This is a genomic window from Flavobacterium sp. AK-301 (assembly GCF_058310215.1).
This window is the reverse complement of sequence record NZ_JBZEES010000003.1, coordinates 235,865-260,971: the sequence shown is the minus strand read 5'-3', so window position 1 is coordinate 260,971 and position 25,107 is coordinate 235,865. Positions and strand designations below refer to the sequence as shown.

The window sequence follows — 25,107 nt, the reverse complement described above, 5'->3', positions numbered from 1 at the left end:
GATATTATTTTTATAGTTTAAAAAACAGCACAACCTATAATGGAATACTAAAACATATAGAAGTCCCTTTCTCTATACCGGAAGTTATCTCTACTGCACCATAAAGAGCCTCTATTCTGTTTTTTATACTCTTTAGACCCATTCCGTTGCGTTCCTGTTTTGTATCAAATCCGATACCATCATCCGTAATTCGTACTTCAAGCTGATTCTCTATTTTAAAAATACTAATTATTACCTTTTCAGCCTGAGCATATTTATATATATTTTGTAAAACTTCCTGCATAATACGATACAAATGTATTTTTATATTGTTTTTTATGGTATCCCATACTATAACAGAGTCTATAGTTAACAGATAATGAACCTCCGAAACTTCTTTTTGTTCTTTTACCAATGTCATCAGCAGGTTTTTAAAATCACTTTTTCCGGAAAACGCCACATGATCCAGATCATGTGCAATGGTTCGAATCTCTTTTTCGATATTCTGAATCTCCTTAATATAAGTCAGGCATTTTTGTATCGTTTCCGTATCGGTTCTTTTGTTCAGTACATATAATTTCATTCGTGTACCGGCTAGTTTATTCATAATACCGTCATGTAGTTCCTGTGCAATACGTTTTTTCTCGGATTGTCTTACCTCTTCTATTTTATCCTGTTGTGAAAGCAGTAAACTGTAGATTTCCTCATTTGCCTGCTGTTGTGCTTCCTTTAGTTTTAGCTCCTTGTTTCTGGAACGCTGATAACGGATTACAAACAGCAACATCCCGATAAAGATCAGAATTCCAGACCAGATCATGATATTTCGGTTCTGCTCCGCCAGTCTGTCTTTCTGAATTACCAATTCATCTGTTTCAAAAGCGATACGCCCCAGTTTATTACGGATCTTTCGCTCTGCCTGCTGTAAACTGTCGGATATAGTAATATATTCTTTAGAATACATAGCTCCCTTAACGGGATTCACAACTGCTAACTGTTTTAAAGAACGTAAAATATCTCTGGTATCTATTCCTTTTGTTACGGCAACATCATAGGCTTCCTGTGCAAACTGTACTGCTTTTATCGTATCGTTCTGATCCTGATAGTATTCTGATAAGTGTAGTTTATTAATTACAATTCCTGGAATAACTTGTAAACTATCTCTAATATGTAATGCTTTATAAAATAGATCCGGCAATTGGGAATAATCTTTTAACTGTAATTGAGAATACGCTAAATTATCCAATAGCATAGCATATATAATCGGTTTTTCTTTAGATAAATTTTTTTCTCTTAATCCTTTTTTAAAATAGACAATAGCTTCCTTATTTTTACTATTATCCTGATATACTAAACCTAAATTATTTAAAGAAGTTGCTTTAGATTGAAAAGTACCATTTATAGTAATCTTATCTAAAACCGCTAAAGCTTTATTATGATATTCAATTGCTTTATCAAACTCATTTAACTCATTAAATACATTCCCTAAAGTATTATAAGCTCCATAAAGCATGCTTTTATCACTCTCTCGAAAACGCTCTAACGCTTTAAAAATGGATATTTCACATCCCTGAAAATCTCCTTCATTATATTGAACATAAGCTTTATTTAAATGCATTCTGCCTATACTCTCTCTATCTTTTAAACCTATATAAAGTTTTTCTGCTTTAAAATAGTAAAAATAAGCACTATCACTAGTCAATTCATTACTAAAATAATCTCCCAGATAACTATATGCTTTTGCTAGATTAACACTGTCTTTTATACGAAAAGCTTTCTGTTCTATTATTCCGGAAATCTTTTTATAGTCTTCCATCTCCTTTATATTATAGTAACGATTGGCTACTTTAAAAAGATTTTTTAGATAAAGTGAATCTTTTTTATTTTGTAATACAATCACTTCGGCTTTTTTGTTAAATAACAATCGCTGTTGCTGAGAAAGCGTTTTATCATTTGCTTTTTTAAAATAGAAGTCTAAACTATCGGACAAACCGGAACTCACATTTGTTTTCTCCTTTTCAGGATTACAACTTAGTGTAACCAGACCCAAAATAAAAAAGTAAATTATTTTTCTCAAAACAGACAAAGGTTAATGATTTAAAGGTATTCAATAAGGCACAAAAATAAAAATACATAAAATAAATCAGTCCTAAAGTAATTTGTTCTTCCAATTTTAATTTTCTTTACTGCTCCCCTGATTTTAATTATTTTAAAAAAGTATTTGGAATATATACAAAAAATGAATACGTTTATAAAATTATATATTATACGAAAAATGTATAAGGTTTTTACAAATTCATACTTAATATTGTAATGTGGTTTGCAAACACATATTAATTATTAATTTTAAAAACTTTTTATTATGAATTTAGAAAAAATGAATTTAGAAGAGCTTACGACTGTCGAAGTAAGAGAAATTGAGGGAGGAATTTTTCCAGTAATTTTAGCATTAGCAGCAAACCCAATGGCATGGGCATTTGGATTAGGTGTATACAATGCTTATAACAGATAAAACTAATATTATGAAAAATTGTAACTTAAAAGAATTATCATTTGAAGAAATGAATAATACTAATGGAGGATTCATACTAATTGCTATTGCTCTTATTGGTGCAGCTTATGTTGCAGGAGAAGCAGTTGGAGAAGGTCTTAGACACTATAATAAATAATTGAAATCATGAAAAAAACTATTTCAAGAACTGGAGAGATATTACTATACACAATGATAATTATTATATTTTCATATTTGATTGGAGAGGCTGTTGGAGAAGCTCTTCTACATTTTCTTCATTAAAGAGTTTTTTTTATTCTTTCATTTTAAAACAAAAGAGATGGTATTCTTATAATACCATCTCTTTTAAAATCTAACAATGAAATAACTTTATCATGAGAATAAAAGAATATTTTAAAAATAAAGAAAATGTAATACTCGTTGTCCTTTTTGCCACAACAATTGGATTTGTTCTATTTAGAATAGGATTTTATTATGGCAGAGTATTCGCTCAATAACATTACAACTATGAAGAAAAAGCAAACACATCATCTTTCTTATATAACAATGTCTATAATTATAGCTTTGGTTATCACATGGTGTATAGGAACTGATCTAGGCGCTACATTATTTCATGCTTTTAATTAATTTATTAATCTTCAATAAAAATAATAGTTATAACAAAACAATAAACTGTTAGACTTATTTTATTTCTATTTGCAATATCATTAATTCTTTCAGCTTATTTCTTTGAAAAAGGACAAGAACTGGGAGCAACATTAGCCAGACCTTAAAACGTGGAGTAGTTGGTCGTTTTTTGCAGAACCGGTGATTTAACCGCAAAGAACGCAAAGACTTACGCAAGGTTCGCAAAGTTTTTTGAATATTCCGTCCTGTGACGGAATACCGAAAACGGAATACTTTATATCTTTCTTACCATTATATCACAAATTCTTTTTTCTTGACTCTTGGTTCTATCTTCTTTTTTCGTATTTTTAAAATAAAAAATGATTACAAAGGCAGCGCTTGATTTTCTTCTGGAGCTAAAGAAAAATAATAACCGGGACTGGTTTACTGAGAACAAGAAACGTTTTCAGGAACAGGAAAAAGCAGTAAAATCATTCTTTCAGGAAATCGAACAGGGACTGAACCAACAGGACAGTATCGAAAAATTCCGTCTCTACAGAATTTACCGGGATGTTCGTTTTTCTAAGGATAAAACACCTTATAAGAGCCACTTCAGTGGTGGATTTACCCGTACTAAACCTTTACTGAGAGGTGGCTATTATCTGCAGATCGAATCGGGAGCCAGTTTTATCGGTGGTGGTTTCTGGGAACCGAATGGTGCGGATCTCAACCGAATTCGCAAAGAATTTGAAATCGATGCTACTGAAATCCGTGAGATTATTGCCAATCCTCTTTTTAAAAAATATTTTGGAGAACTAAAAGGAGATGAATTAAAAACTGCTCCCAAAGGTTTTGACAAAAACCATCCCGCTATAGACCTGATCCGAAAAAAACAATTTCTAATTACCCGAGACCTGTCGGATAAGGAAGTGCTAAGCCCTGATTTTAAAAAAGAAGTACTGAACACTTTCAACGCTATGCGTCCGTTTTTTGATTATATGAGTGATGTATTGTCTACAAATCTAAACGGAGAATCTTTATATTAGTTGAGAATTTTGTAAAATGTTTTATGTGAAATGTAAGATGTAACGGGATGACAGGACTTTCAACTAAATGCACATTATACGATTTTTGAATAAGGTTTATATCGGTTTCCCTGTATTATTGTAAAAGGAAATTACGGGTTATACAACTGTGGTTTTCTGAATAATATAAACTACTGCTATGATCACTCTAGGTAATGATTTAGAAAATAATGTTGAGAATTTAATTGCCCGAAACCGAATTAATCCTTTTTCAATCTATCTCGCAGTTATACTGACTGTACTGCTTTCTGTTATGCTGCTTCCGGTTATAAAAATCGACATCAGCAGTCAGAGTCGCGGTATGATCCGAAGTACTGCCGATGCGGTTCCTGTTCTTTCTCTTGTAAACGGTAAAGTGATTCGGACATCACTTTATAATAACCAACAAGTCACTAAGGGTGATACGCTGCTAATCATCGAAACGGAACGTTTACAGACTGAAAAAGCTATAAATCAGACTCTTTCGGAAGATATGGCAGCAATACTGGAAGACGTAACGTTACTGGTTAATAAACACAGCAAAGGATTCATAACCCGAACGGTTCAGGAAGATTTTTTCAGCTATCAGACCCGGCGAACGGAACTTCAAAGTAAGATCACACAGGCTACAATCAGCCATAACCGTTATCAGCCGTTATATGAAAAAGGGGTTATTGCAAAACAGGAATATGAGAAATACCTGTTTGAGCTACAGTCAGCACAACAAGCTCTGAATTCTTTTGACAAACAGCAGTTCTCCAGCTGGGAAAATCAAAAAAGAGAACTGGAAGAAAAAATGAAAAATCTGAAAGGGGCTATTCAGAAGATCGAAGTCGAAGAACAGAACTATTATGTTATCGCGCCTCTTTCCGGCACGATCGAAAGTGCTGTCGGCATACAACCGGGTTCTTCTGTTTCGGCTTCCCAGACGCTTGCGATGTTGTCCCCTTCGGATCGGCTAATCGTAGAGAATTATGTATCTGCTTCGGATATCGGTCTGATACAACCAGATCAGACTGTAAACTTTCAGATTGATGCCTTTAATTATAATCAATGGGGACTTCTTACAGGAAAGGTAATCGAAATTGATCATAATATTACCGTTCAGGAAGATCAGTCTTTTTTTAAAGTAAAATGTACCATAGACACCATCAACCTGCAACTGAAAAACGGTTATAAAGCTTCGATCTCAAAAGGAATGACACTGACCTCCCGTTTTTATATTACCAGAAGAAGTCTGTTTGACCTCCTGTTTGATAAAGTGGATAACTGGCTGAACCCTATAATTAATTGATAGTTTACAATTGATAGTTGATAGTTATTGAAGTCGAATATCTAACATCAGAATTAGTATAGAAAAAGAAATTAATCAAAAGCTTTAAAGTCAGAAGAAAGAGTCAAGAAAAAAGATGTAGAGTACTCAGTTCCAGTACTCAGTTTTCAAAGCAATACTGTCATCTGCAGAACTATAAAAAACATTTCACCTCTCACAAAAACTATCAACTATTAACTAAAAAAAATGAGCATCAAAATAAAACAACATGATATCCGGGATTGTGGAGCGGCGTGTCTGGCATCTATTGGGAATTACTATAATGTAAAACTGCCGATTGCAAGAATCCGACAATTTTCCGGAACAGATAAAAGAGGGACTAATGTTCTGGGAATTATTCAGGGTGCGGAACAGATGGGCTTTAGTGCCAAAGGTGTAAAAGGAGGTCCGGATGCTATCGATATGATTCCACTTCCCGCCATTGCACATGTTATTGTAAAGGGCGAACTGCACCATTATATCGTTATTTATAAGGTAACCCGTTCTAAAAACGGCGGAACCATAGAGGCAATGGACCCCGGTTACGGGAAAATGGTAACCTACTCTATTGAAGAATTTCTGAAAATTTGGACCGGTGTACTGATTCTTTTTGCTAAAAATGATGCTTTTAAAACCTATAATGAGCGGGTCTCACCAATTAGACGCTTCTGGGATCTGATACAACCGCATAAAACAATCCTGATGCAGTGCCTTTTCGGTGCAGTGATCTTTACACTACTGGGACTTGCAATATCGATTTATGTACAGAAAATAACCGATTATGTGCTGGTGAGCGGTAATCGAAAACTGCTGAATCTGCTAAGCTGTATCATGATTGGGATTATTCTATTACAGTCTTATATCGGCTCTAAAAAAAGCATCTTTATTCTGAAAACCGGACAGCTTATCGATGCCCGACTTATTCTGGGTTATTATAAACATCTGCTTCGACTTCCACAGCGTTTTTTTGATACGATGCAGGTGGGTGAGATTACTTCCAGAATTAATGATGCGGTAAAAATAAGGGCATTTATTAATGAAACTGCCATTGATATGATCGTTAATATCTTTATTGTTGTCTTTTCGTTTGCTCTGATGTTTACCTATTACTGGAAACTGGCACTGATTATCCTTCTGGTACTGCCGCTCTATACTGCTGTTTATCTGATTATTAATTATCTGAACAAAAGAACGGAACGCCGTATTATGGAAAATGCAGCTGATCTGGAAACCCAGCTGGTAGAATCAATTCATAATGCCCGTACAATCAAGGAGTTTGGAATAGAAGATTTCTCTAATCTGAAAACAGAAAATCGGTTTGTAAAACTGCTTTTTTCAACCTATACCTCCGGCAGGAACAGTATTTTTTCAGGAGTCTCCACTCAGTTTCTAGCATCTCTGTTTACGGTAATCCTGCTGTGGATCGGTTCGGGTTATGTGATCGATCAGGAGATCACTCCGGGAGAGCTATTCTCATTCTATGCACTGATCGGTTATTTTACTTCACCTGCCGCTTCTCTAATCACGATGAACAAAACGATTCAGAATGCACTGATCGCTGCGGACCGTCTTTTTGAAATCATGGATCTGGAACGGGAAAAGACCACCAATAAGATTACCCTGCAACAGGGCGATACAGGAGATATTACTTTTGAAAACGTCTGTTTCAGTTATGGTACACGGACAGAAGTATTTAAAGATTTTAATGCTGTTTTTAAAAAAAATGAAACCACCGCTGTAGTTGGCGAAAGTGGCAGTGGAAAAACAACTTTAATTGCTTTACTGCAAAACTTATATCCGCTACAGGAAGGAAAAATCCGGATAGGGGATCATGACCTGAACCATATTCATTATCAGAATCTGCGCAGTAAAATCGGGGTTATTCCGCAGCAGGTCTGTTTATTCTCCGGAACAGTAATCGATAATATTGCTCTGGGAGATACTCTGCCCGATATACAGCGAATCCTCGAACTGTCCGGACAACTGGGAATCACCGAATTTGTAGAAAAAATGCCAAATAGCTTTGAAACACAAATCGGCGAAAACGGAACTTTACTTTCCGGCGGACAAAAACAACGGATCGCCATTGCAAGGGCTCTATATAAAAATCCGGATCTGTTGCTAATGGATGAAGCCACCTCAGCACTGGACACTAATGCGGAACAAATCGTAAAAAAAGTAATAGACGATTTTAAAGCGGATGGAAAAACCATCATCGTAATCGCCCATCGGCTAAGTACTATTGCCAATGCGGATACTATTATCGTACTGGAAAACGGTACGATTATCGAACAGGGTTCCCATCAGGAACTTTATGCCAAAAAAGGAAAATATCATGAATTATGGATCAAACAGACTGCTATAATGTAGTATTCAGTTCTCAGTATTCAGAACGCTTTTGCGTCTTTGCGACTTTGCGAGAAACTTTTTTTAGTCTAAAAGTCAAATCAGTTTTCAGTTTCCGGTATGACAAACTGTCAATTATCAACTAAAAATTATCAACTAATAAAAAGCTATTTTACTTTCTCTTCGATTACCAGTTCTTTTAACCCCAGTAAAACGCCGATATCGGTGTCCAGTATCTTTGCTATCTCGTTCAGCCGTTCTACAGTTATACGCGTAGTCTGATTTTCAAACCGGGCATATGATGCCTGACTGATTCCCAGCTCCTCTGCCATATATTCCTGTAATAATGATTTTGCTTCCCGAATCATCCTAATTCTTTTTCCTATATGATTCATCACAAAAAAAATTTAAGTTCTTCACTTACAAACCTAATTTTTTATTCCCGAACAGGATTACGGGTTTTCAGCAGAATTTGTTAAAAGAAGTGAAATGTTTTTTGTAAAATGTGAAATGTAAGACGTGTGTCGCAAAGACAGAATTATACTTCTTTTAAACTTTTTACTTTTTACAAAAAACATCTCACATAACAACAACTAAACAAGTCCCATTTCCCTGACCTGAAGAATCAGAACCTCATCATTTCCCTTTATACCAAGGGCATCTTTAATCTGCGCTTTTCGTTTTTCTATGGAACTAACCGAAAGCGGAAGATGAGCGGCTATATTTTTAGTCTGTATACCTTGTACTATCAGCGAAAGGATCTGACGGTTATACGTATCCAGAAGAATCTCGTTCGCAAGGATACTTTGTATATTCTCTCTTACGGTTATGCTGTGATAGGTCGCTCCGTTCTGAACGGCATCAAAAGCACGCAGCAGCTCTTCGCCGTCAAAATCACTTTTTACCAACAGTCCTTCCGGATTAATATTCTTTATAATTGCATACAGAATAAAGGATTCTATATGTGAAGTCAGCATAATGATTTTACTGTCCGGACGGTACTTTCTGACCAATAACGCCAGATCTTCGCCCGAATTGATATTTTTAGCTTTAAAAGGAGGCATGCTCCTGTCCAGAAAAACCATATCAAAAAATGGATAGGTACTACTATCGGTAATAATCTCAAATGCTTTTTCACAGGTAAAAGCGGTTGTAATCTCTATTTCGGAACCGGAAGTATTAAAAGGCAGGACACTTTTATAGCCATCAATCATAGTGGGATGGTCATCTACCATTAAAAGGTTCATTTTCATACGCTCTTATTTTTCTATAAGAGCGTAAAGTACAAATTATACCGGAATAATAAGGTATATTAAAGTCCTCTACTGTGCCAGAAACTAAAATGTTTTTCTGTTTATTGGAAAAATAACTTATCATACAACAAAAAAAGAATAAAAAAGAAGAGTATATTTTTTTTAAGATCAAAAGGTAGTTTCTTTAAAAATAATAAAACTGAAGAAGAGGGCAAAAAGTATTTACCCCCCTCTATATATAAATTAACACTTTTCGTGTTCTTTATGAATCTTTTCAGTACTAATACCTATTACTGCTTATTTTTATCGAGTTTTCAAGATCAAGCTTCTTTAACTATTTATTTTTAAATATTGCTACTTCATCTTGTTTTCCTGAACCTGTTGTATCAGAACCTGCATTTCCCTTATAAGTTGACATTCCATTATTAGGGACTGTTGGTGTTACCGGTTTTACCGTTTCTAAATCTGTTTTTTGAGATTGTCCTTCTATTTCATCTGCACTACAAGAGTTTAACAGGAATACAAATAAAAATGTTGCCGAAATTAAAGTAATTTTTTTCATACTGGTTTTTGTTTATGAGTTTTTATTGTTCTTCTATATACGGAATACTTCTTTTTCTTTTTGTAAATAACTGAAAAAGAAGTATTCACACCACAAAACTACTATAGAAAAATCTAAATGTAACAAAATTTATAGCGAATGTTGTAGATGTGTACCGTTGCTTTGTATACTGTTGCTCTATGGGAGTAGTCCTTAACAATGTATTAATAATCAAGACTGGAAATACGCTGTATAATAAGATAAATATTCTTTTTATAGGTTCTGGAAAAAGGGATTCTGATACTGGTATTCTTTATAAAACAGAGAGAAACGGCAAACTGTATTCTGGAAATACGAGAACTGTTAATAATATAACTGTTGTGAATTCTGACAAACTGTATAGGGAGTGTATTTTCAAAATATTTTAGGGTCTTAAAGGCTGTTACCGTGATATCTCCTTTCAGGATAATATCAGTCGAACTATTATCTGCTTTCAGATATAAGATCTTTTTGGTTTCTATAAATCGGTAGTCACCATAGGATTTTAAACAAAGTATCTGGTTTTTTCCGATCTTGAATCTGGACTTTGAAACGCAGTTTTCTTTACTATAACGAACCCTTAACTCCTCTTCAAAACGTAGAATTATTTTTCTTAAATTACTTGCATCCAGCGGTTTCAACAAATAATCATATACCTGATTCCGGATAGCTTCATAAGCCCACTGTTTACCGGAGGTAACCAGAACAAACTTAGGCAGGATATTAAGATAAACGGATAGTTCCTGTATCAGAGCAAAGGGTTTACCCTCTTCTTTAATAACAGATTCCACTTCTAAAAAAACCAGCTCCGGACTGTGTTCCAGAATCAGATTTAGTCCGTCATCATAATTATTTGACGTTCCAACATATAAAAAATTTGTGAAATCACCTAATATAGATTTTATTTCCCTACTGGTTATAACGTCATTATCTATAATGATATAAGGGTATTTCATAAACTGTAAATAACAAATAATTAGATTAAAAATCAAAGATAATATTCTGGCTGAAATCGGCTGAAACCCTTATAATTACAACGCTTTCAATAAATCAAAGTAAAAAAAGAAGACCTTGTAATGAATGTCCTCTTTTTTTGTTATTTAACCAACAGATCGCCTGTTCTTCTTCTTTTAAAGCTGGTAAAACAGGGGGTGATACTTATTAGTAAATAAATCTTTTATCTGGTATTTTTTTCTCTTTTTACAAATTTACAAAGGAAAAATATCTTTTACAGACTTTTTTAAAATACAATCATTTACCTAATAGTATAATTTACAGCTCTTTTCCGAATGAAAACAAGTATAGATCTCATCTCCGAAGAGAATCTTCTCCTGCTTTGCTATATATAAATTTATCTTTATTAAATCTGTACAATAAAAAATTCCCTTTATAACATCTGCCATAAAGGGAATTCTATAAAGCTATAATATATATATAGTACCGGTTAGGTTAAATAAAAAAAACAATTACAGTAAATAATTAATTACTCTGCTGTTTCTTTTTTCTCAGGAAAAGCAATTGATACCAGTACAGAACCGATCAACACTCCTCCCACTACCAGTAAAGAATATAAAGAGGTAATATGGAAAAATGGTGCAATGACCATTTTGATTCCTATAAAAGCTAATATAATTGCCAGACCATATTTTAATTTACTGAATAGATAAATAAAGTTTGCCAGCAGAAAGTACAGGGAACGTAATCCTAATATCGCAAAAATATTAGAGGTATAAAGGATAAAAGGATCATCTGGTGCTATGGCAAAAATAGCAGGAATGGAATCGACTGCAAAAAGTAAATCGGTAAATTCTATAACCGCAACTACTACTAGTAACGGTGTTGCCAGTTTCTTTCCGTTCTCTATTGTAAAGAACTTATCTCCATCATAATCTTTACTTACCTTGAACAGTTTATAAACCATTCTTGCTCCCGGACTTTTAGTAAAGTCTTTCTCTTCCTCATTATCGTCTTTTGCAAACCAGGATTTGATTCCGGCATAGATCAGGAATATACCAAACAGAGTGAGTATTATATTAGGTCTGAAAAATTCTTTATTTTCATAATTGATCGCTACTCCTTCTGCATGTTCCAGAACGAAATTCCATCCTTGTATTGTCATTTCCGGCAGATAGGTCATTTTAATCAGCTCTACTCCTGCAAAAATGAAAAAGGCTCTTAGTATTAATGCTCCTACGATTCCCCAAAACAGTACCTTGTGCTGATGTTGTCTTGGTACATTGAAAAACCCGAATACCATAATAAAGACAAAAAGATTATCTACGGAAAGTGCTTTTTCAATCCAGTAAGCAGACTGGAACTGAGAGAATTTCTCCACATCCATAGTATAATAAATAAATCCACTGAAAATCATGGATATACTGATCCAGACTACAGACCAGACCAGTGCTTCTTTGTTAGAAATAACATGACTTTTTTTATTGAAAATTCCCAAATCCAGTAAAAGCATTACCACAACTACAACAGCAAAGGCGGTTATCAATCCGGGATGATTAATTAAATGATCCATTTTTTATTATGTATTGGTTTTTATTTTCTGTCTTTTTACAACAAAAGCTCCTGATCGGGAGCTTTTGTTGTTTCTGAATGCTATCTATTGATTCATTTTCAACAACCAGTTCTTCATTGAAACCTCCTCGTTTATGATACCTTTTACTTCTGATATCTTTACCCGGGTTTGTTCCATTGAATCTCTGTGTCGAATGGTTACGGTCTGATCTTCCAGCGTTTGATGATCTACTGTAATACAGAAAGGTGTACCCAGTGCATCTTGTCGTCTGTAACGTCTTCCCACAGCATCTTTTTCATCATAAGCTACATTGAAATCCCATTTCAGGTCTTCAATAATCTCTTTTGCGATCTCCGGCAATCCGTCTTTCTTCACTAATGGTAAAACAGCTGCTTTTGTAGGCGCAAGAACGGCAGGCAGTTTCAGAACGGTTCTTACTGATCCGTCCTCTAAGGTTTCTTCTCTCAAAGAATTAGAGAATACCGCCAGGAACATTCTGTCCAGACCCACTGAGGTTTCCACTACATAAGGAACATAGTTCTTATTTAACTCGGTATCAAAATACTGTAATTTTTTACCGGAATACTGCTCGTGTGCTTTCAGATCAAAATCGGTACGGGAATGAATCCCTTCGAGTTCTTTAAATCCAAACGGAAAATTAAACTCTATATCGGTTGCCGCATTAGCATAATGTGCCAGTTTTTCATGGTCATGGAAACGATAATTCTCTTTTCCGAGACCTAAGGACAGATGCCATTTTAATCGGGTCTCTTTCCAGTACTCATACGAAGTCATTTCTTCTCCGGGGCGTACAAAAAACTGCATTTCCATTTGTTCAAATTCACGCATACGGAAAATAAACTGTCTTGCTACGATCTCATTTCTGAATGCTTTTCCGGTCTGAGCAATTCCAAAAGGAATTTTCATTCTTCCTGATTTCTGAACATTCTGGAAGTTCACAAAAATACCTTGTGCTGTTTCCGGACGCAGAAACAAATCCATAGCAGAATCTGCCGATGCACCTAATTTTGTACCGAACATCAGGTTAAACTGACGTACTTCTGTCCAATTCCGTGATCCCGATTCCGGACAGGCAATCTCCAGTTCTTCGATCAGCGCTTTTACATCCGCCAAATTCTCCGTTTCCAACGAACGTGCCATACGTTCCAGAATCTGTTTTTGCTTTGTTTTATATTCAACTACACGAGCATTGGTAGAGACGAATTCTTCTTCATTAAAGGCTTCACCAAAACGCACTCTTGCTTTTTCTATTTCTTTTTGTGCTTTCTGATTCAGTTTTTCAGCATAATCCTCGATCAGTACATCGGCTCTGTAACGTCTCTTTGAATCTTTATTATCAATTAAAGGATCATTAAAAGCATCAACATGACCGGATGCTTTCCATGTAGTCGGATGCATTAAGATTGATGCATCAATACCCACAATGTTTTCATGCATCTGAACCATGGACTTCCACCAATATTCACGAATATTTCTTTTTAACTCTACTCCGTTTTGAGCGTAATCATATACTGCACTTAAACCATCATAAATTTCGCTTGACGGAAATATAAATCCGTATTCCTTTGCATGCGAAACTACATTCTTAAATAAATCTTCTTGTTTTGCCATGTTGCAAAAATATAAGTTTTAATGGATAATAAAAAATGGATAATAAAAAATGGTGATTTCTGCACTAGAATTCACCAAAATAACGGTTATAATTAAATTATTTTTCGTTAATCTGTTTTTAAATAAAAAATAAAAAGCAATTTTAACAAAAATCAGAACAAAACACTAATATTGTAGAGCATACAAATTAGATTTGAAAATTAGGGTAATTAATCCTAAAACTTCATCCTTGTATTCTTTGAACTTCCGGGGTTTTTTCAGACTAACTATATGCTTTTAGAAATTTATATCTATTTTTGAAAAATACAATTCGGCTTCCTACTTTAGAAAGACCTATTTCAAGTACTATAATAATGTTCACAGATTTCAATTTTAAACTACATATTGTTACACAGCTGATCGGTAAAAATATTTTTGATGCGGAATTAAATGTCCTGAAAGAAAAATATTGGAATAATAAAAATGAAGATCTGTATTTTCAGATCATTCCTGAGATAAAAAAGTTCTATGAAGATCTAATCATTACTCCTGAACAACTGACAATGATCACTGATTTTACACCAGATGGCGCAGATGATGTTTATTATTCTCTGATGCCGGGATGGGACGGAAAAGGCAGTAAATTTGAAATTACTTCTATTGAGGATGTAAAATTGCTTCCTAATCTGAAAGAGTATTCCCCTAATGCGTGCGTCCCATCTGATATTGATCTGAGTCCGCTTCTGGAATGTAAAAATCTGGAAGAGATCACACTCGAAGACGGTCAGATGGAAGGGATTGCAGCTTTTCTGAATAAAAGCATAAAAGTATATTTTTACAATTCTCATACTATTACTTCTGCAAAGCTCGTTCCTTTCAGCACCATCGAACACCTGCTGCCAGAAGGATATTCTTTATGCTACAAAGACGAATTCTATGATTATGATATGGAGGAAAAGCCGGTTTTATACATTCAAAATGACTGGGAGCTAAAAAACCTGGATTTAAATACTCCTTTTACCGGATTAAAGCCAGTACAATTAATCCTGACAGAAGGCAACCTCTGTGCTCAGAATATTTATAATAATAAAACCCTTGAAAGCACAGGGCTTGCCGTTCTGGGAAATGCTGAGGTTACTAATATGATTGTAGGTGGACAGGAAATTTACATCGAAAAAAACTTATCTGTAAAAAACTGTTTCTGGGGACACTATGATGATGGTAATTCTGTTGATGTTTTTATGGAAATAGACCCTGTTGAAAAAAAATATGACATTCTTTATTCTGAATCTTCCTGGAGAAAGAATCGATACGGAAGTTTAATTATAAAAGGAAAGTCAGATTGTAAAGTAAACCTGATAACCGGAGAATTCTACTATAATAAAGATCACTTTTCTGCACAATATACTTTATCCGATCAGGAAGAGGCTCATTCCTCTAATAATTTTGACCAGTCAGTCCCTTCTGCTATTTTTACAAAAGAAGTGGTGATCCCGACTGAAGACTCAGACAAACGATTCTTAAATTCATGGGGAGAATGGCTGAACAGAACAAAAATAATAAAACTGATACAAGAAGGAAAAACGATTATCAGACCGGACACTATACTAAACGCACAAAAAACAACAGAAACAATTCCTGTTATTTTTGAAAACAGCCATTTTACAGATGGAGAAAGCACTAAAGATCAGCTGGATAATTTTAATAAATTATTTGAAATAACCAAAGTACATCCTGAGAATGATCAGGAATTTGAATGGAAAGATTATCTTATTACTGTTCATCATGAAGATAAAGAAGGTGAAGGCCTCTATAAAACCAATCATATAAAAGTACAGCATAAAAATGGTTTACAATTCTTTATTCAGCTCATAAAATGGAAAGAAAAACAAAAGGGACTTCTGAATAAAATATTTAAATCTGACGAAATTCAGGAAGGTCTTTACTGTATTTATAAGGATAGCACAACCGAAAAATTTGAAGACGTGTTCAGACCAGAAACTCCTGGATCTATTATAAAAGAGTTAGAAAGAATCTGGGCAGAATTACTGAACCGGACTGAAAAAGGAATATATTATTATCAGGAGTTTCAAAAAACAGTAAAAACAGCTGATATTTTAAGATTTTTGAACTTGCCGGTTGTACAGAAAAAATACAATGATTATTGGGACAGCGATAAAAATGGTTTCTGGTTACATAACTTTAACTTTATATTTAATCGTAGCGGAGAAGGAGAACTTCCCGGCATACTGGTTATAGCTCGACAGTTTTTTAGAGACGATTCTGATGATTACAGAAAATATTATTTTCATTTAAATCAGATTGATAATCCTTCCTCAGTACTACTGAAATACTGTTCCAGTCAAACTGGGCAGAATGAAGATCGTTATAATAAAAGTAGTGAAGCTGTTTTTCTTTATGACTGGGAATATTATATGGAAGCTGTTAAATGGTACAATAAAGCAGATTATTCAACCCGAATAGAAAACAAAAAATATCTACAGAAACAAAAAAAGAAAGAAGAAAAACAAAAAAAAGAAGCTGATAACAAAGCCAAAAGAAGAAAGAAATATCAAAAGAATCCTCCTTTAAAACCGATTGAAAGAATTACACATTACGGAATAGATTTTAAAGTGATTAATCGACAGGAAGCAGAAGTTCTGATAGGTAATTTAACTGACTTTTCAGGTAATACTCTTTATGATCCTTATGAAATGCATTCTACAGACGGAGATAAGGAAAGTATGAAAACCGGTTTTTTTCTGCTGGCTGAAGAGAATGCAGAAACAGATAAATTAGAGCTGAAATTAGAGAAAGAAACAGAAGCTTTGGAAATTCTAGGGTTTATTTTCAGTAAGAATCTAGTAGCAAAGTCCTATATTATGGCTTTAGATCTGGATTTCTCTCCTCCTCTAATCGTATTAGGAAAGGTTGTCTGTAAAAATGTACATCTGTTTGGCTGTACACACTATATTGGTAATGGATTAAACTGTGAAACGATTTATGGCAAATATAATCATGGGGGACTCTATGTAAAAGGGGAAACACAGTGTCTGCTAGTCCTTGCGGATGATATGCAAATGTCTTTTGAACATTTCCAGCAGATCAGAGCAGTTCTGAATCTTCACCATCCTGATGTTCTGCTCCTGAATCGATATACTGATGAAAATGATACTATAATTTATGATGAGAACTACATTACATCTACCTGTAATGTTCAGGACATTATTAAAGACAAACTTTATGAAGTAAAAAAGAACGGGAAAACAATTTTAAAAGAAAATGGGAAAACAGGAGTGATTAATTCTATTTTACAGGGAAAATCTATTGTAGACGAGACCAAAATACCGATTTTTACTCATGCTGATTTTTGTAAACAACTTAAAGACGGTTTTGAAAAAGTATTCAGTCTCCCTGAAATAAAGGAAGAAGGACACAAACACATTCTGAAAAAGACTAAAAATATCACTTGTTTTTATCAGGAATGGAATGGTGATCAGCTACGAGAAATCAGTTATACTTATACCAACGGATTTAATATTCGATGTCGTATTATTCATAATATGACAAAGAAAAACTACATTTTATCTTACGGTTATATAGATAATAATGAAACTCCAATATATTCATGGGAAACACAAATTGCGGAAACGGATACAAACGATCTTCATCCAATTTTTCAGAATTATTGTGTAAAACATGCTTTTTCACTGGCAGTAAAGCATCTGACAAAATAAAATAATTCATTTGAGGTTGTTTCACAAGTTTTGAAACAACCTCTTTAATTTTTCTTTTCTTAACGCAAACTCACATTCATATAGCAATTAAACTCAAAACTTTATCCCGGTATTCTGAGAATCTTTGTAACTTTCCCTCTTTAGTTCTCTAAACTGCTGTAACTTTATAACTCTGAACTTCTTTTTAATGCTTCACTTTTTAACCGATCTGTTCTTTCCAAAAACCTGTACTGGATGTAATGCTTTTCTAGTGCTAAATGAAACCGTACTATGTACTTCCTGCAGGCATGAACTGCCTTTAACTCTGCTTCATACTAATGCTGAAAATATTGCCTTCAGAAAATTCTACGGCAGACTGCCTTTGGAGTATATTTCTGCTATGTTGTATTTTCATAAAAAAGGAATTGTACAACAACTCATTCATAACCTGAAATATCGGGGACATCAGGAAATAGGCACTTTACTTGGTGACTGGTATTGTAATGATATTAAACATTTATTAAACTCTATTGATGAAGTGATTCCTGTACCTCTTCATAAAAAGAGATTAAAAGAAAGAGGATATAATCAGGTGACCACATTTGCCCGGTCTATTACAAAAGGGCTGAATATCCCTCTGAATGAAGCTCTTTTATTCCGAAAAGTATATTCCGACACACAAACCAAAAAATCACTGCTAAACCGATCTGAAATCACTTCTGAAATATTTGAAGTACAGTTTATGGAGAAAGATCACGGTAAACACTTTCTGTTAATTGATGATGTTTTAACAACTGGTTCTACACTGGAAAACTGCGGAAAAGCACTACTGAAAATTCCTGATGCAAAACTTAGTATTATCACAATCGCAATGTCTCAGTCCTGATTTTAGATAAAATCGATTCTGTCATGGTAAACATTTCAAAAAACATTTCATTTAGACTAAATATAATTGTTATTTTGTAAGTTGTTAAATAAACTTTCATGCTGAATACCCGAAATCTATATATTTTTATTATTCTGTCAATTTTAATTGCCGGATGTGCTAAGCGAGGTACTATTACCGGAGGAGAAAAAGATATTACTCCTCCTATTCTGAAATACAGTTCTCCTGAAAACGGAAGTACCGGATTTAAAGGTAATACCATTAAGTTGACCTTTGATGAATATATCAAACTGAAAGATGTACAGAAACAACTAATCATTTCTCCTCCCTTAGAGAAACAGCCTCTTATAACACCAACGGTTGCCAGTAAATATATTACAATAAAGTTAGCAGACACTTTACAGCCTAATACGACCTATAGTTTTAATTTTGGTAACAGTATTCAGGATAATAATGAAGGGAATATTCTGCAACAGTTCAAATATATCTTTTCTACAGGAACTTATATTGATTCTCTTTCTTTAAGTGGTTCTGTAAAAGATGCTTTTGAAAAAAACCCGGAATCATTTATTTCTGTTATGCTCTATGAAATAAATGAGAACACTAATGACTCTGTTATTTTTAAAAAGAACCCGAGATATATTACCAATACACTGGACAGTTTAAAAACATTTAAACTGGAAAACCTGAAAGAAGGGAAATATCTTCTGATCGCCATGAAAGACAAAAATGGCAATCATAAGTTTGACCCAAAAGAGGATAAAATTGGTTTTCTAAAAGAATATATTACTATACCAAGCGAAACTTCTTATGAGGTAAAACTATTTAAAGAAGAACTGAAATTTAAAGCTGTCCGCCCTTCTCAGGCTTCGGGAAACCGTCTGTTAATGGGATATGAAGGAAATCAAAAGGATGTAAAAGTAACACTGAAAAATGGTAGCACTATTCTTCCGACTATCATTACTGATTTTAAAGGAAAAGATTCTGTTCAGGTCTGGTATCCGGCAATAAAAGCAGATTCTTTACATTTTCAGGTTACGAAAAAGGACTATACCGCCGATTTTACCGTGAAAATAAAAGATCAGAAAAAAGACACTCTGAATTTGAATGCCGACCAACAATCAACTTTAAATCTGAGAGACCGATTTGCAATCATATCTTCTGTTCCTTTGATTCATTTTGATTCTACTAAAATGAACCTGATTAATAAAGACTCCTTAACAGTTCCTTTTACAACTAAATATGAGGTGTCTAATCAGAAACTGACTTTTGATTTTATCCCTGAGCCTCTGGAAAAATATACACTGACTCTTTTACCGGGAGCTTTAACAGATTATCTCGAACAGAAAAACGACAGTTTGATTTATAAATTTTCTACAAAGAGTACATCTGATTACGGTAATCTCATACTTACTTTACTGAATGTAAAAAGTTTTCCTGTTATTATAGAACTGACCAATAAAAAAGGGGATATACTGGCTTCTGCTTACAGTGAAAATGAATCGGTAATTAATTTCAACAATATTACCCCTGAACTGTACACCATCAGAATCATCTATGATGAGAATAAAAACGGAATATGGGATACGGGAAGCTATCTTGAAAAACGTCAGCCGGAAGAAGTGATCTACTTCCCGAAAGAAGTAGATGTACGGGCAAACTGGGATATTGATCAGCCTTTTAGCCTCAGCTCAGACTAAAGGTATCTCTGTCTTTTAAAAAACTGGTCTTTTCTCTGAGTTGCAACATTTTTGAACGATCTATAGTAGTTATAAAAACACCTTCTTTTTCACTAGGTGCCACCAGATATTCTCCTAAATAATCAATTACCTGTGAATGACCGGAATGGAAATAATCATGAATATCATTCCCTATTCTGTTCACTCCTACTACATAACATACATTCTCTATAGCTCTTGCCTGTAATAAAGCATCCCATGCTTTAACACGAACCTGTGGCCAGTTTGCTACATAAATCAAAAGATCATAGTCCTCTGTATTTCTTGCCCAGGCAGGGAAGCGAAGATCATAACAGATAAGAGGACATATTTTATATCCTAAATAATCGATTATCAATCTTTTATCTCCTGCCTTATATACTTTTTCTTCTCCTGAGAGAGTAAACAGGTGCCTTTTATCATAATACTCAACAGTACCGTCAGGGAAAACAAAAAACAATCGATTATAATAGTTTCCTGCTTCTTTAATCACAATACTGCCTGTTATTGCAAAAGAACCTGATACAGCCATCTCTTTTAACCAGTTTATGGTTACTCCGTCCATGGTCTCTGCTACGGCTTCCGGATGCATTGTAAAACCTGTGGTAAACATCTCCGGCAATACAATCAGATCCGCTTTTTCGGTTAAAGCAGTAATTTTATTTTCAAAATAATTTCTGTTGACCTCCGGATTTTCCCAGACTAAAGAACTCTGAATTAAAGCTATTTTCATAAATAAAGATTTCGTTTTTTAATTATAATAAAACAATACATACATTCTGTTAATCTCCTGCATACAAAGTATCGTAATTACGAATCTACAAAATATTTATTGATTTGAAGATTTGAAGATTTGAAAATGAGGTAGTATCTGAATTGTATTTAATGGCAACCTCTCACTTTTCACAATAAAAAAAGAGACTGTTTTACAACAGTCTCTTTTTTTTATCAAATTTACTCTTTTCTTATTACTTAAAAGCTTGCTTTTAAGAACTCACGGTTCATACGTGCAATGTTTTCAAGAGAGATTCCTTTTGGACATTCTACTTCACACGCTCCTGTATTTGTACAGTTACCAAAGCCTTCTGTATCCATTTGATGTACCATGTTCAACACACGGTCAGCAGCTTCTACTTTACCTTGTGGTAATAATGCAAACTGAGATACTTTTGCTGAAACGAATAACATAGCAGAAGAGTTTTTACAGGTTGCAACACATGCTCCGCAACCAATACAGGTAGCTGAATCAAATGCTGTATCTGCATCATGTTTCTGAATTGGAATATTATTAGCATCTTGTGTGTTTCCTGATGTATTTACCGAAATAAATCCACCTGCATGCTGAATTCTTTCAAATGCTGATCTGTCAACAACTAAATCTTTTATGACTGGGAAAGCTTTTGCACGGAAAGGCTCAATAAAGATCGTATCACCATCTTTAAACATTCTCATGTGTAACTGGCAGGTTGTAATACCTTTATCCGGTCCGTGTGCTTCTCCATTAATAAAAAGAGAACACATTCCGCAAATTCCTTCACGACAATCATGGTCAAAAGCAACAGGCTCATCTCCTTTATTAATTAAATCTTCATTTAATATATCTAACATTTCAAGGAAAGACATATCCGGTTCAATATTGTCAATTTTATATTCGACAATTTTCCCCTCTGTTTTAGCATCTTTCTGACGCCATATTTTTAATGTAAGTTTCATAACGCTGTAGATTTTAGTATTTAGTATTGGGTACTGAGAAGTATTTTACAATACTCTCAATTCGCTATACTCAAATCTTATTTATAACTTCTAGTTACTAATTTAATATTTTCATAAACCAAGTCTTCCTTATGTAATACCGGCTCACTTGTATCTCCTTTATACTCCCATGCCGCAACATAAGCAAAGTTCTCGTCATCTCTCAATGCTTCACCGTCCTCTGTTTGGTATTCTTCTCTAAAATGACCTCCACAGGATTCGTTTCTGTGTAAAGCATCTTTAGCGAATAACTCTCCTAATTCAATGAAATCAGCTACACGCATTGCTTTCTCCAACTCTTGGTTGAAACTATTAATATCTCCAGGTACTTTTACTTCTTTATAGAATTCTTCACGTAAAGCAGCAATTTCACTTATTGCTTCAGTAAGTCCTTGTGCATTACGCGCCATACCTACTTTATCCCACATGATTTTTCCTAATTTCTTATGGAAATGATCTACAGAGTATTTACCGTTATTTTTACTTAATCTTTCGATCTGATCTCTTACATTTTTCTCAGCAGCATCAAATTCTGGTGAATCTGTTGGAATTTTTCCTGTTCTGATATCTTTTGATAAATAATCACCAATTGTATACGGTAATACAAAATAACCATCTGCTAATCCCTGCATTAATGCTGAAGCACCTAAACGGTTTGCTCCGTGATCTGAGAAGTTTGCTTCTCCGATTGAATAACATCCCGGAATAGTCGTCATCAGATTATAATCTACCCATGTTCCACCCATTGTATAGTGAACGGCAGGATAAATTTTCATTGGCATTTCGTATGGATTCTCATCAACGATTTTTTCATACATCTGGAACAAGTTACCGTATTTATTAGCGATTACTTCTGTTCCCAGTTTTTTAACCAAAACTTTATCGTTTTCATCCAATCCTTTGATATGAGCCTGTTCATGACCATATCTTGAAATTGCAGTTGCAAAATCCAAAAATACAGCCTGTCCTGTTTTATTTACTCCGTAGCCTGCATCACAACGTTCTTTAGCAGCACGTGAAGCAACGTCACGAGGCACTAAGTTACCAAATGACGGGTAACGACGCTCTAAATAGTAATCTCTTTTTTCTTCCGGTAAATCTACCGCTTTCAGTCTACCTTCCTGAATTGCTATTGCATCTTCTTTTTCTTTTGGAACCCAGATACGTCCATCATTTCTTAACGATTCTGACATCAACGTCAATTTAGACTGATGATCTCCTGAAACCGGAATACAGGTAGGGTGAATTTGTGTATAACAAGGGTTAGCAAAAAACGCTCCTTTTTTATATATTTTCCATGCAGCAGTTGCATTACTTCCCATAGCATTTGTTGAAAGATAAAATACGTTTCCGTATCCACCTGAACCAACTACTACAGCATGTGCTGAATGACGTTCTATTTCTCCTGTTACTAAGTTTCTTGCAATAATACCTCTTGCTTTACCATCAACAATAACCAGATCAAGCATTTCATGACGGTTATACATCTGGATTTTTCCACGACCAATCTGACGGTTCATCGCAGAATAAGCTCCTAAAAGTAATTGTTGTCCTGTCTGACCTTTTGCATAAAAAGTTCTTGAAACTAACACACCACCAAAAGAACGGTTATCTAATAATCCACCATAGTCACGAGCAAAAGGAACTCCCTGAGCCACACACTGGTCGATAATATTTGCAGAAACCTCAGCTAAACGATAAACGTTAGCTTCACGAGCACGGTAATCTCCTCCTTTTACGGTATCGTAAAATAAACGGAATGTAGAGTCACCATCTCCTTGATAATTTTTTGCAGCGTTGATACCTCCTTGTGCAGCAATTGAGTGTGCACGACGTGGAGAATCCTGAAAACAAAATGCTTTTACGTTATAACCTAACTCAGCTAATGTTGCAGCGGCAGAACCTCCTGCAAGTCCTGTTCCAACAATTATAACGTCTATATTACGTTTATTAGCAGGGTTAACTAAATCGATATGGTTTTTATAGTCTGTCCATTTATCAGCAATAGGACCTTTTGGAATTTTTGAATCTAATGCCATAATTATGCTTTTAAAATAAAATGAATATATAAAGGTATAATAGCGAAAAGAATCGGCACAATTATAGCGAACCCTTTTCCAAACCCTTTAATGAATGAATTATATTTTGTTAATCCAATAGATTGGAAAGCACTTGAAAAACCATGATATAAGTGGAAAGCCAAGACACCCATTGCCAAAACATATAATATAGTAGCAATTAATCCAAATTTAGCATCCTTAAAAAATGCTATTGTTATTTTATGTAAATCTTTTAATCCTTCTGCTACTTTTACATTTGCCTGAGCATCGTAAAATTCAGTTCTGTTTTTAATCACAAGACCGTTTTCATGAAAATCTGAAAGCGGAATAAATTTTCCAACTGTTGGTGTCAGATAAAGATCAAATTTCTGACCTTGTTGTTCAATACTGATAGTTTGCAGAGGCATTTTTTCATCAAAATGCATTTTAGCCCAAAAGTTAGCCATGTGAACTACGATAAAGACTAATAATAGCGTTCCTAAAACTGCCATATTTCTTGAAGACCAAGCACTATTTGCAGCTGCATTGTTTTTCGCATACCCAATTGGTCTTGCCTTTTTGTTCTGAATAGTCAGAACTATTCCATCAATAGCATGGAAAATAATCGAGATATAAGTTACGTAAGATAATATTTTTACAGCTGGATTTGTTGTCATGAATAATGCATATTCGTTAAACTGTAATGCAGTCCCGAAAATTAACTGAAGATTTCCAGCTAAATGCCCAACTAAAAACAAGCATAAAAATAAACCTGTAAAAGCCATCCAATATTTCTTTGCTAATGATGACTTTAAAAGTGCAGATTTTGCCATAAATATTTTGATTGTGTTATTTATAAAATAAGATTACTCACAAAAGTACGGTATATCCCTCCTTATTTCAAAACACCACAGCTAATTTATAATGAATATAAAGTACTACCTGTAAGGCTTATATTATACTGAAATTAAGAATTATTATACTGGAAAAACAAGAAAAAGATTATCTTATTTGTTCAAAAAAACTTACGTGGAAAAAGAAAAAAACCATAGCATATAGAATAATCTTTAAAAAAAAATCTTTGTTATGTGTTTTTTATAATTTCACTAAATTGAAAATCTTTTGTGATTAAACACAACAGATAAATGGTCAGAACAAAAAACAATATCATAATAAAAGCCTGTTTTAAAATCCGGATATTAAGGATTT

General features: G+C 34.2%; 20 protein-coding genes. 9 read left to right on the top strand and 11 right to left on the bottom strand.

What is annotated here, in order from left to right; all coding sequences use genetic code 11:
* Positions 1–34 precede the first annotated feature (34 nt).
* Positions 35–2,053 (bottom strand): tetratricopeptide repeat-containing sensor histidine kinase, encoded by a 2,019-nt coding sequence (locus tag AC4FQX_RS06990; RefSeq protein ID WP_491166965.1) that lies wholly within the window; start codon positions 2,051–2,053, stop codon positions 35–37.
* Between the two features lie 300 nt (positions 2,054–2,353).
* On the opposite strand from AC4FQX_RS06990, the gene AC4FQX_RS06985 reads away from it, so the two are divergent.
* From AC4FQX_RS06985 to AC4FQX_RS06960, 6 genes are all read left to right on the top strand, one after another.
* Positions 2,354–2,488: a class IIb bacteriocin, lactobin A/cerein 7B family gene (locus AC4FQX_RS06985; protein ID WP_491166964.1), complete on the top strand. Its 135-nt coding sequence runs from the start codon at positions 2,354–2,356 to the stop codon at positions 2,486–2,488.
* A gap of 10 nt (positions 2,489–2,498) precedes the next feature.
* On the top strand, positions 2,499–2,645 hold the full coding sequence (locus AC4FQX_RS06980) for a class IIb bacteriocin, lactobin A/cerein 7B family (RefSeq protein ID WP_491166963.1): 147 nt from the start codon (positions 2,499–2,501) through the stop codon (positions 2,643–2,645).
* A 317-nt stretch (positions 2,646–2,962) separates the two neighbouring features.
* A complete protein-coding gene (locus AC4FQX_RS06975; protein ID WP_491166962.1) occupies positions 2,963–3,115 on the top strand; it encodes a hypothetical protein in 153 nt (50 codons plus the stop codon).
* A gap of 359 nt (positions 3,116–3,474) precedes the next feature.
* Positions 3,475–4,140: a DUF2461 domain-containing protein gene (locus tag AC4FQX_RS06970; RefSeq protein ID WP_491166961.1), complete on the top strand. Its 666-nt coding sequence runs from the start codon at positions 3,475–3,477 to the stop codon at positions 4,138–4,140.
* A gap of 178 nt (positions 4,141–4,318) precedes the next feature.
* Complete coding sequence (locus AC4FQX_RS06965; protein ID WP_491166960.1) at positions 4,319–5,452, top strand: HlyD family secretion protein; 1,134 nt, start codon at positions 4,319–4,321, stop codon at positions 5,450–5,452.
* Positions 5,453–5,677: 225 nt separating this feature from the next.
* Complete coding sequence (locus AC4FQX_RS06960; protein WP_491166959.1) at positions 5,678–7,840, top strand: peptidase domain-containing ABC transporter; 2,163 nt, start codon at positions 5,678–5,680, stop codon at positions 7,838–7,840.
* Between the two features lie 143 nt (positions 7,841–7,983).
* Here the strand turns inward: AC4FQX_RS06960 and AC4FQX_RS06955 are convergent, their stop codons facing one another.
* From AC4FQX_RS06955 to AC4FQX_RS06930, 6 genes are all read right to left on the bottom strand, one after another.
* Positions 7,984–8,211, bottom strand: a complete 228-nt coding sequence (locus AC4FQX_RS06955; protein ID WP_491166958.1) for a helix-turn-helix domain-containing protein — start codon at positions 8,209–8,211, stop codon at positions 7,984–7,986.
* A gap of 198 nt (positions 8,212–8,409) precedes the next feature.
* Positions 8,410–9,069 (bottom strand): response regulator, encoded by a 660-nt coding sequence (locus AC4FQX_RS06950; protein ID WP_491166957.1) that lies wholly within the window; start codon positions 9,067–9,069, stop codon positions 8,410–8,412.
* A gap of 334 nt (positions 9,070–9,403) precedes the next feature.
* Positions 9,404–9,631, bottom strand: a complete 228-nt coding sequence (locus tag AC4FQX_RS06945; protein ID WP_491166956.1) for a hypothetical protein — start codon at positions 9,629–9,631, stop codon at positions 9,404–9,406.
* Positions 9,632–9,834: 203 nt separating this feature from the next.
* Positions 9,835–10,605: a LytR/AlgR family response regulator transcription factor gene (locus tag AC4FQX_RS06940; RefSeq protein WP_491166955.1), complete on the bottom strand. Its 771-nt coding sequence runs from the start codon at positions 10,603–10,605 to the stop codon at positions 9,835–9,837.
* 527 nt (positions 10,606–11,132) lie between these two features.
* Positions 11,133–12,176 (bottom strand): TerC family protein, encoded by a 1,044-nt coding sequence (locus tag AC4FQX_RS06935; RefSeq protein ID WP_491166954.1) that lies wholly within the window; start codon positions 12,174–12,176, stop codon positions 11,133–11,135.
* Between the two features lie 84 nt (positions 12,177–12,260).
* Positions 12,261–13,808: a glycine--tRNA ligase gene (locus tag AC4FQX_RS06930; protein ID WP_491166953.1), complete on the bottom strand. Its 1,548-nt coding sequence runs from the start codon at positions 13,806–13,808 to the stop codon at positions 12,261–12,263.
* A gap of 296 nt (positions 13,809–14,104) precedes the next feature.
* Here AC4FQX_RS06930 and AC4FQX_RS06925 point away from each other — a divergent pair, with 296 nt between their 5' ends.
* The 3 genes from AC4FQX_RS06925 to AC4FQX_RS06915 all read left to right on the top strand — a co-directional run bounded on the left by AC4FQX_RS06925 (position 14,105) and on the right by AC4FQX_RS06915 (position 20,089).
* A complete protein-coding gene (locus tag AC4FQX_RS06925) occupies positions 14,105–17,524 on the top strand; it encodes a DUF6892 domain-containing protein (protein ID WP_491166952.1) in 3,420 nt (1,139 codons plus the stop codon).
* Positions 17,525–17,711: 187 nt separating this feature from the next.
* A complete protein-coding gene (locus AC4FQX_RS06920; RefSeq protein ID WP_491166951.1) occupies positions 17,712–18,389 on the top strand; it encodes a ComF family protein in 678 nt (225 codons plus the stop codon).
* Between the two features lie 98 nt (positions 18,390–18,487).
* A complete protein-coding gene (locus AC4FQX_RS06915) occupies positions 18,488–20,089 on the top strand; it encodes an Ig-like domain-containing protein (protein WP_491166950.1) in 1,602 nt (533 codons plus the stop codon).
* Here AC4FQX_RS06915 and AC4FQX_RS06910 read toward each other — a convergent pair.
* From AC4FQX_RS06910 to AC4FQX_RS06895, 4 genes are all read right to left on the bottom strand, one after another.
* Complete coding sequence (locus AC4FQX_RS06910; RefSeq protein ID WP_491166949.1) at positions 20,076–20,840, bottom strand: amidohydrolase; 765 nt, start codon at positions 20,838–20,840, stop codon at positions 20,076–20,078. The genes AC4FQX_RS06915 and AC4FQX_RS06910 overlap by 14 nt on opposite strands.
* 239 nt (positions 20,841–21,079) lie before the next feature.
* Entirely contained in the window at positions 21,080–21,820 is a 741-nt protein-coding gene (locus tag AC4FQX_RS06905; RefSeq protein WP_491166948.1) for a succinate dehydrogenase/fumarate reductase iron-sulfur subunit, read from the bottom strand.
* Between the two features lie 77 nt (positions 21,821–21,897).
* On the bottom strand, positions 21,898–23,898 hold the full coding sequence (locus AC4FQX_RS06900) for a fumarate reductase/succinate dehydrogenase flavoprotein subunit (RefSeq protein ID WP_491166947.1): 2,001 nt from the start codon (positions 23,896–23,898) through the stop codon (positions 21,898–21,900).
* 2 nt (positions 23,899–23,900) lie between these two features.
* A complete protein-coding gene (locus AC4FQX_RS06895; protein ID WP_491166946.1) occupies positions 23,901–24,731 on the bottom strand; it encodes a succinate dehydrogenase cytochrome b subunit in 831 nt (276 codons plus the stop codon).
* Positions 24,732–25,107: the final 376 nt, after the last annotated feature.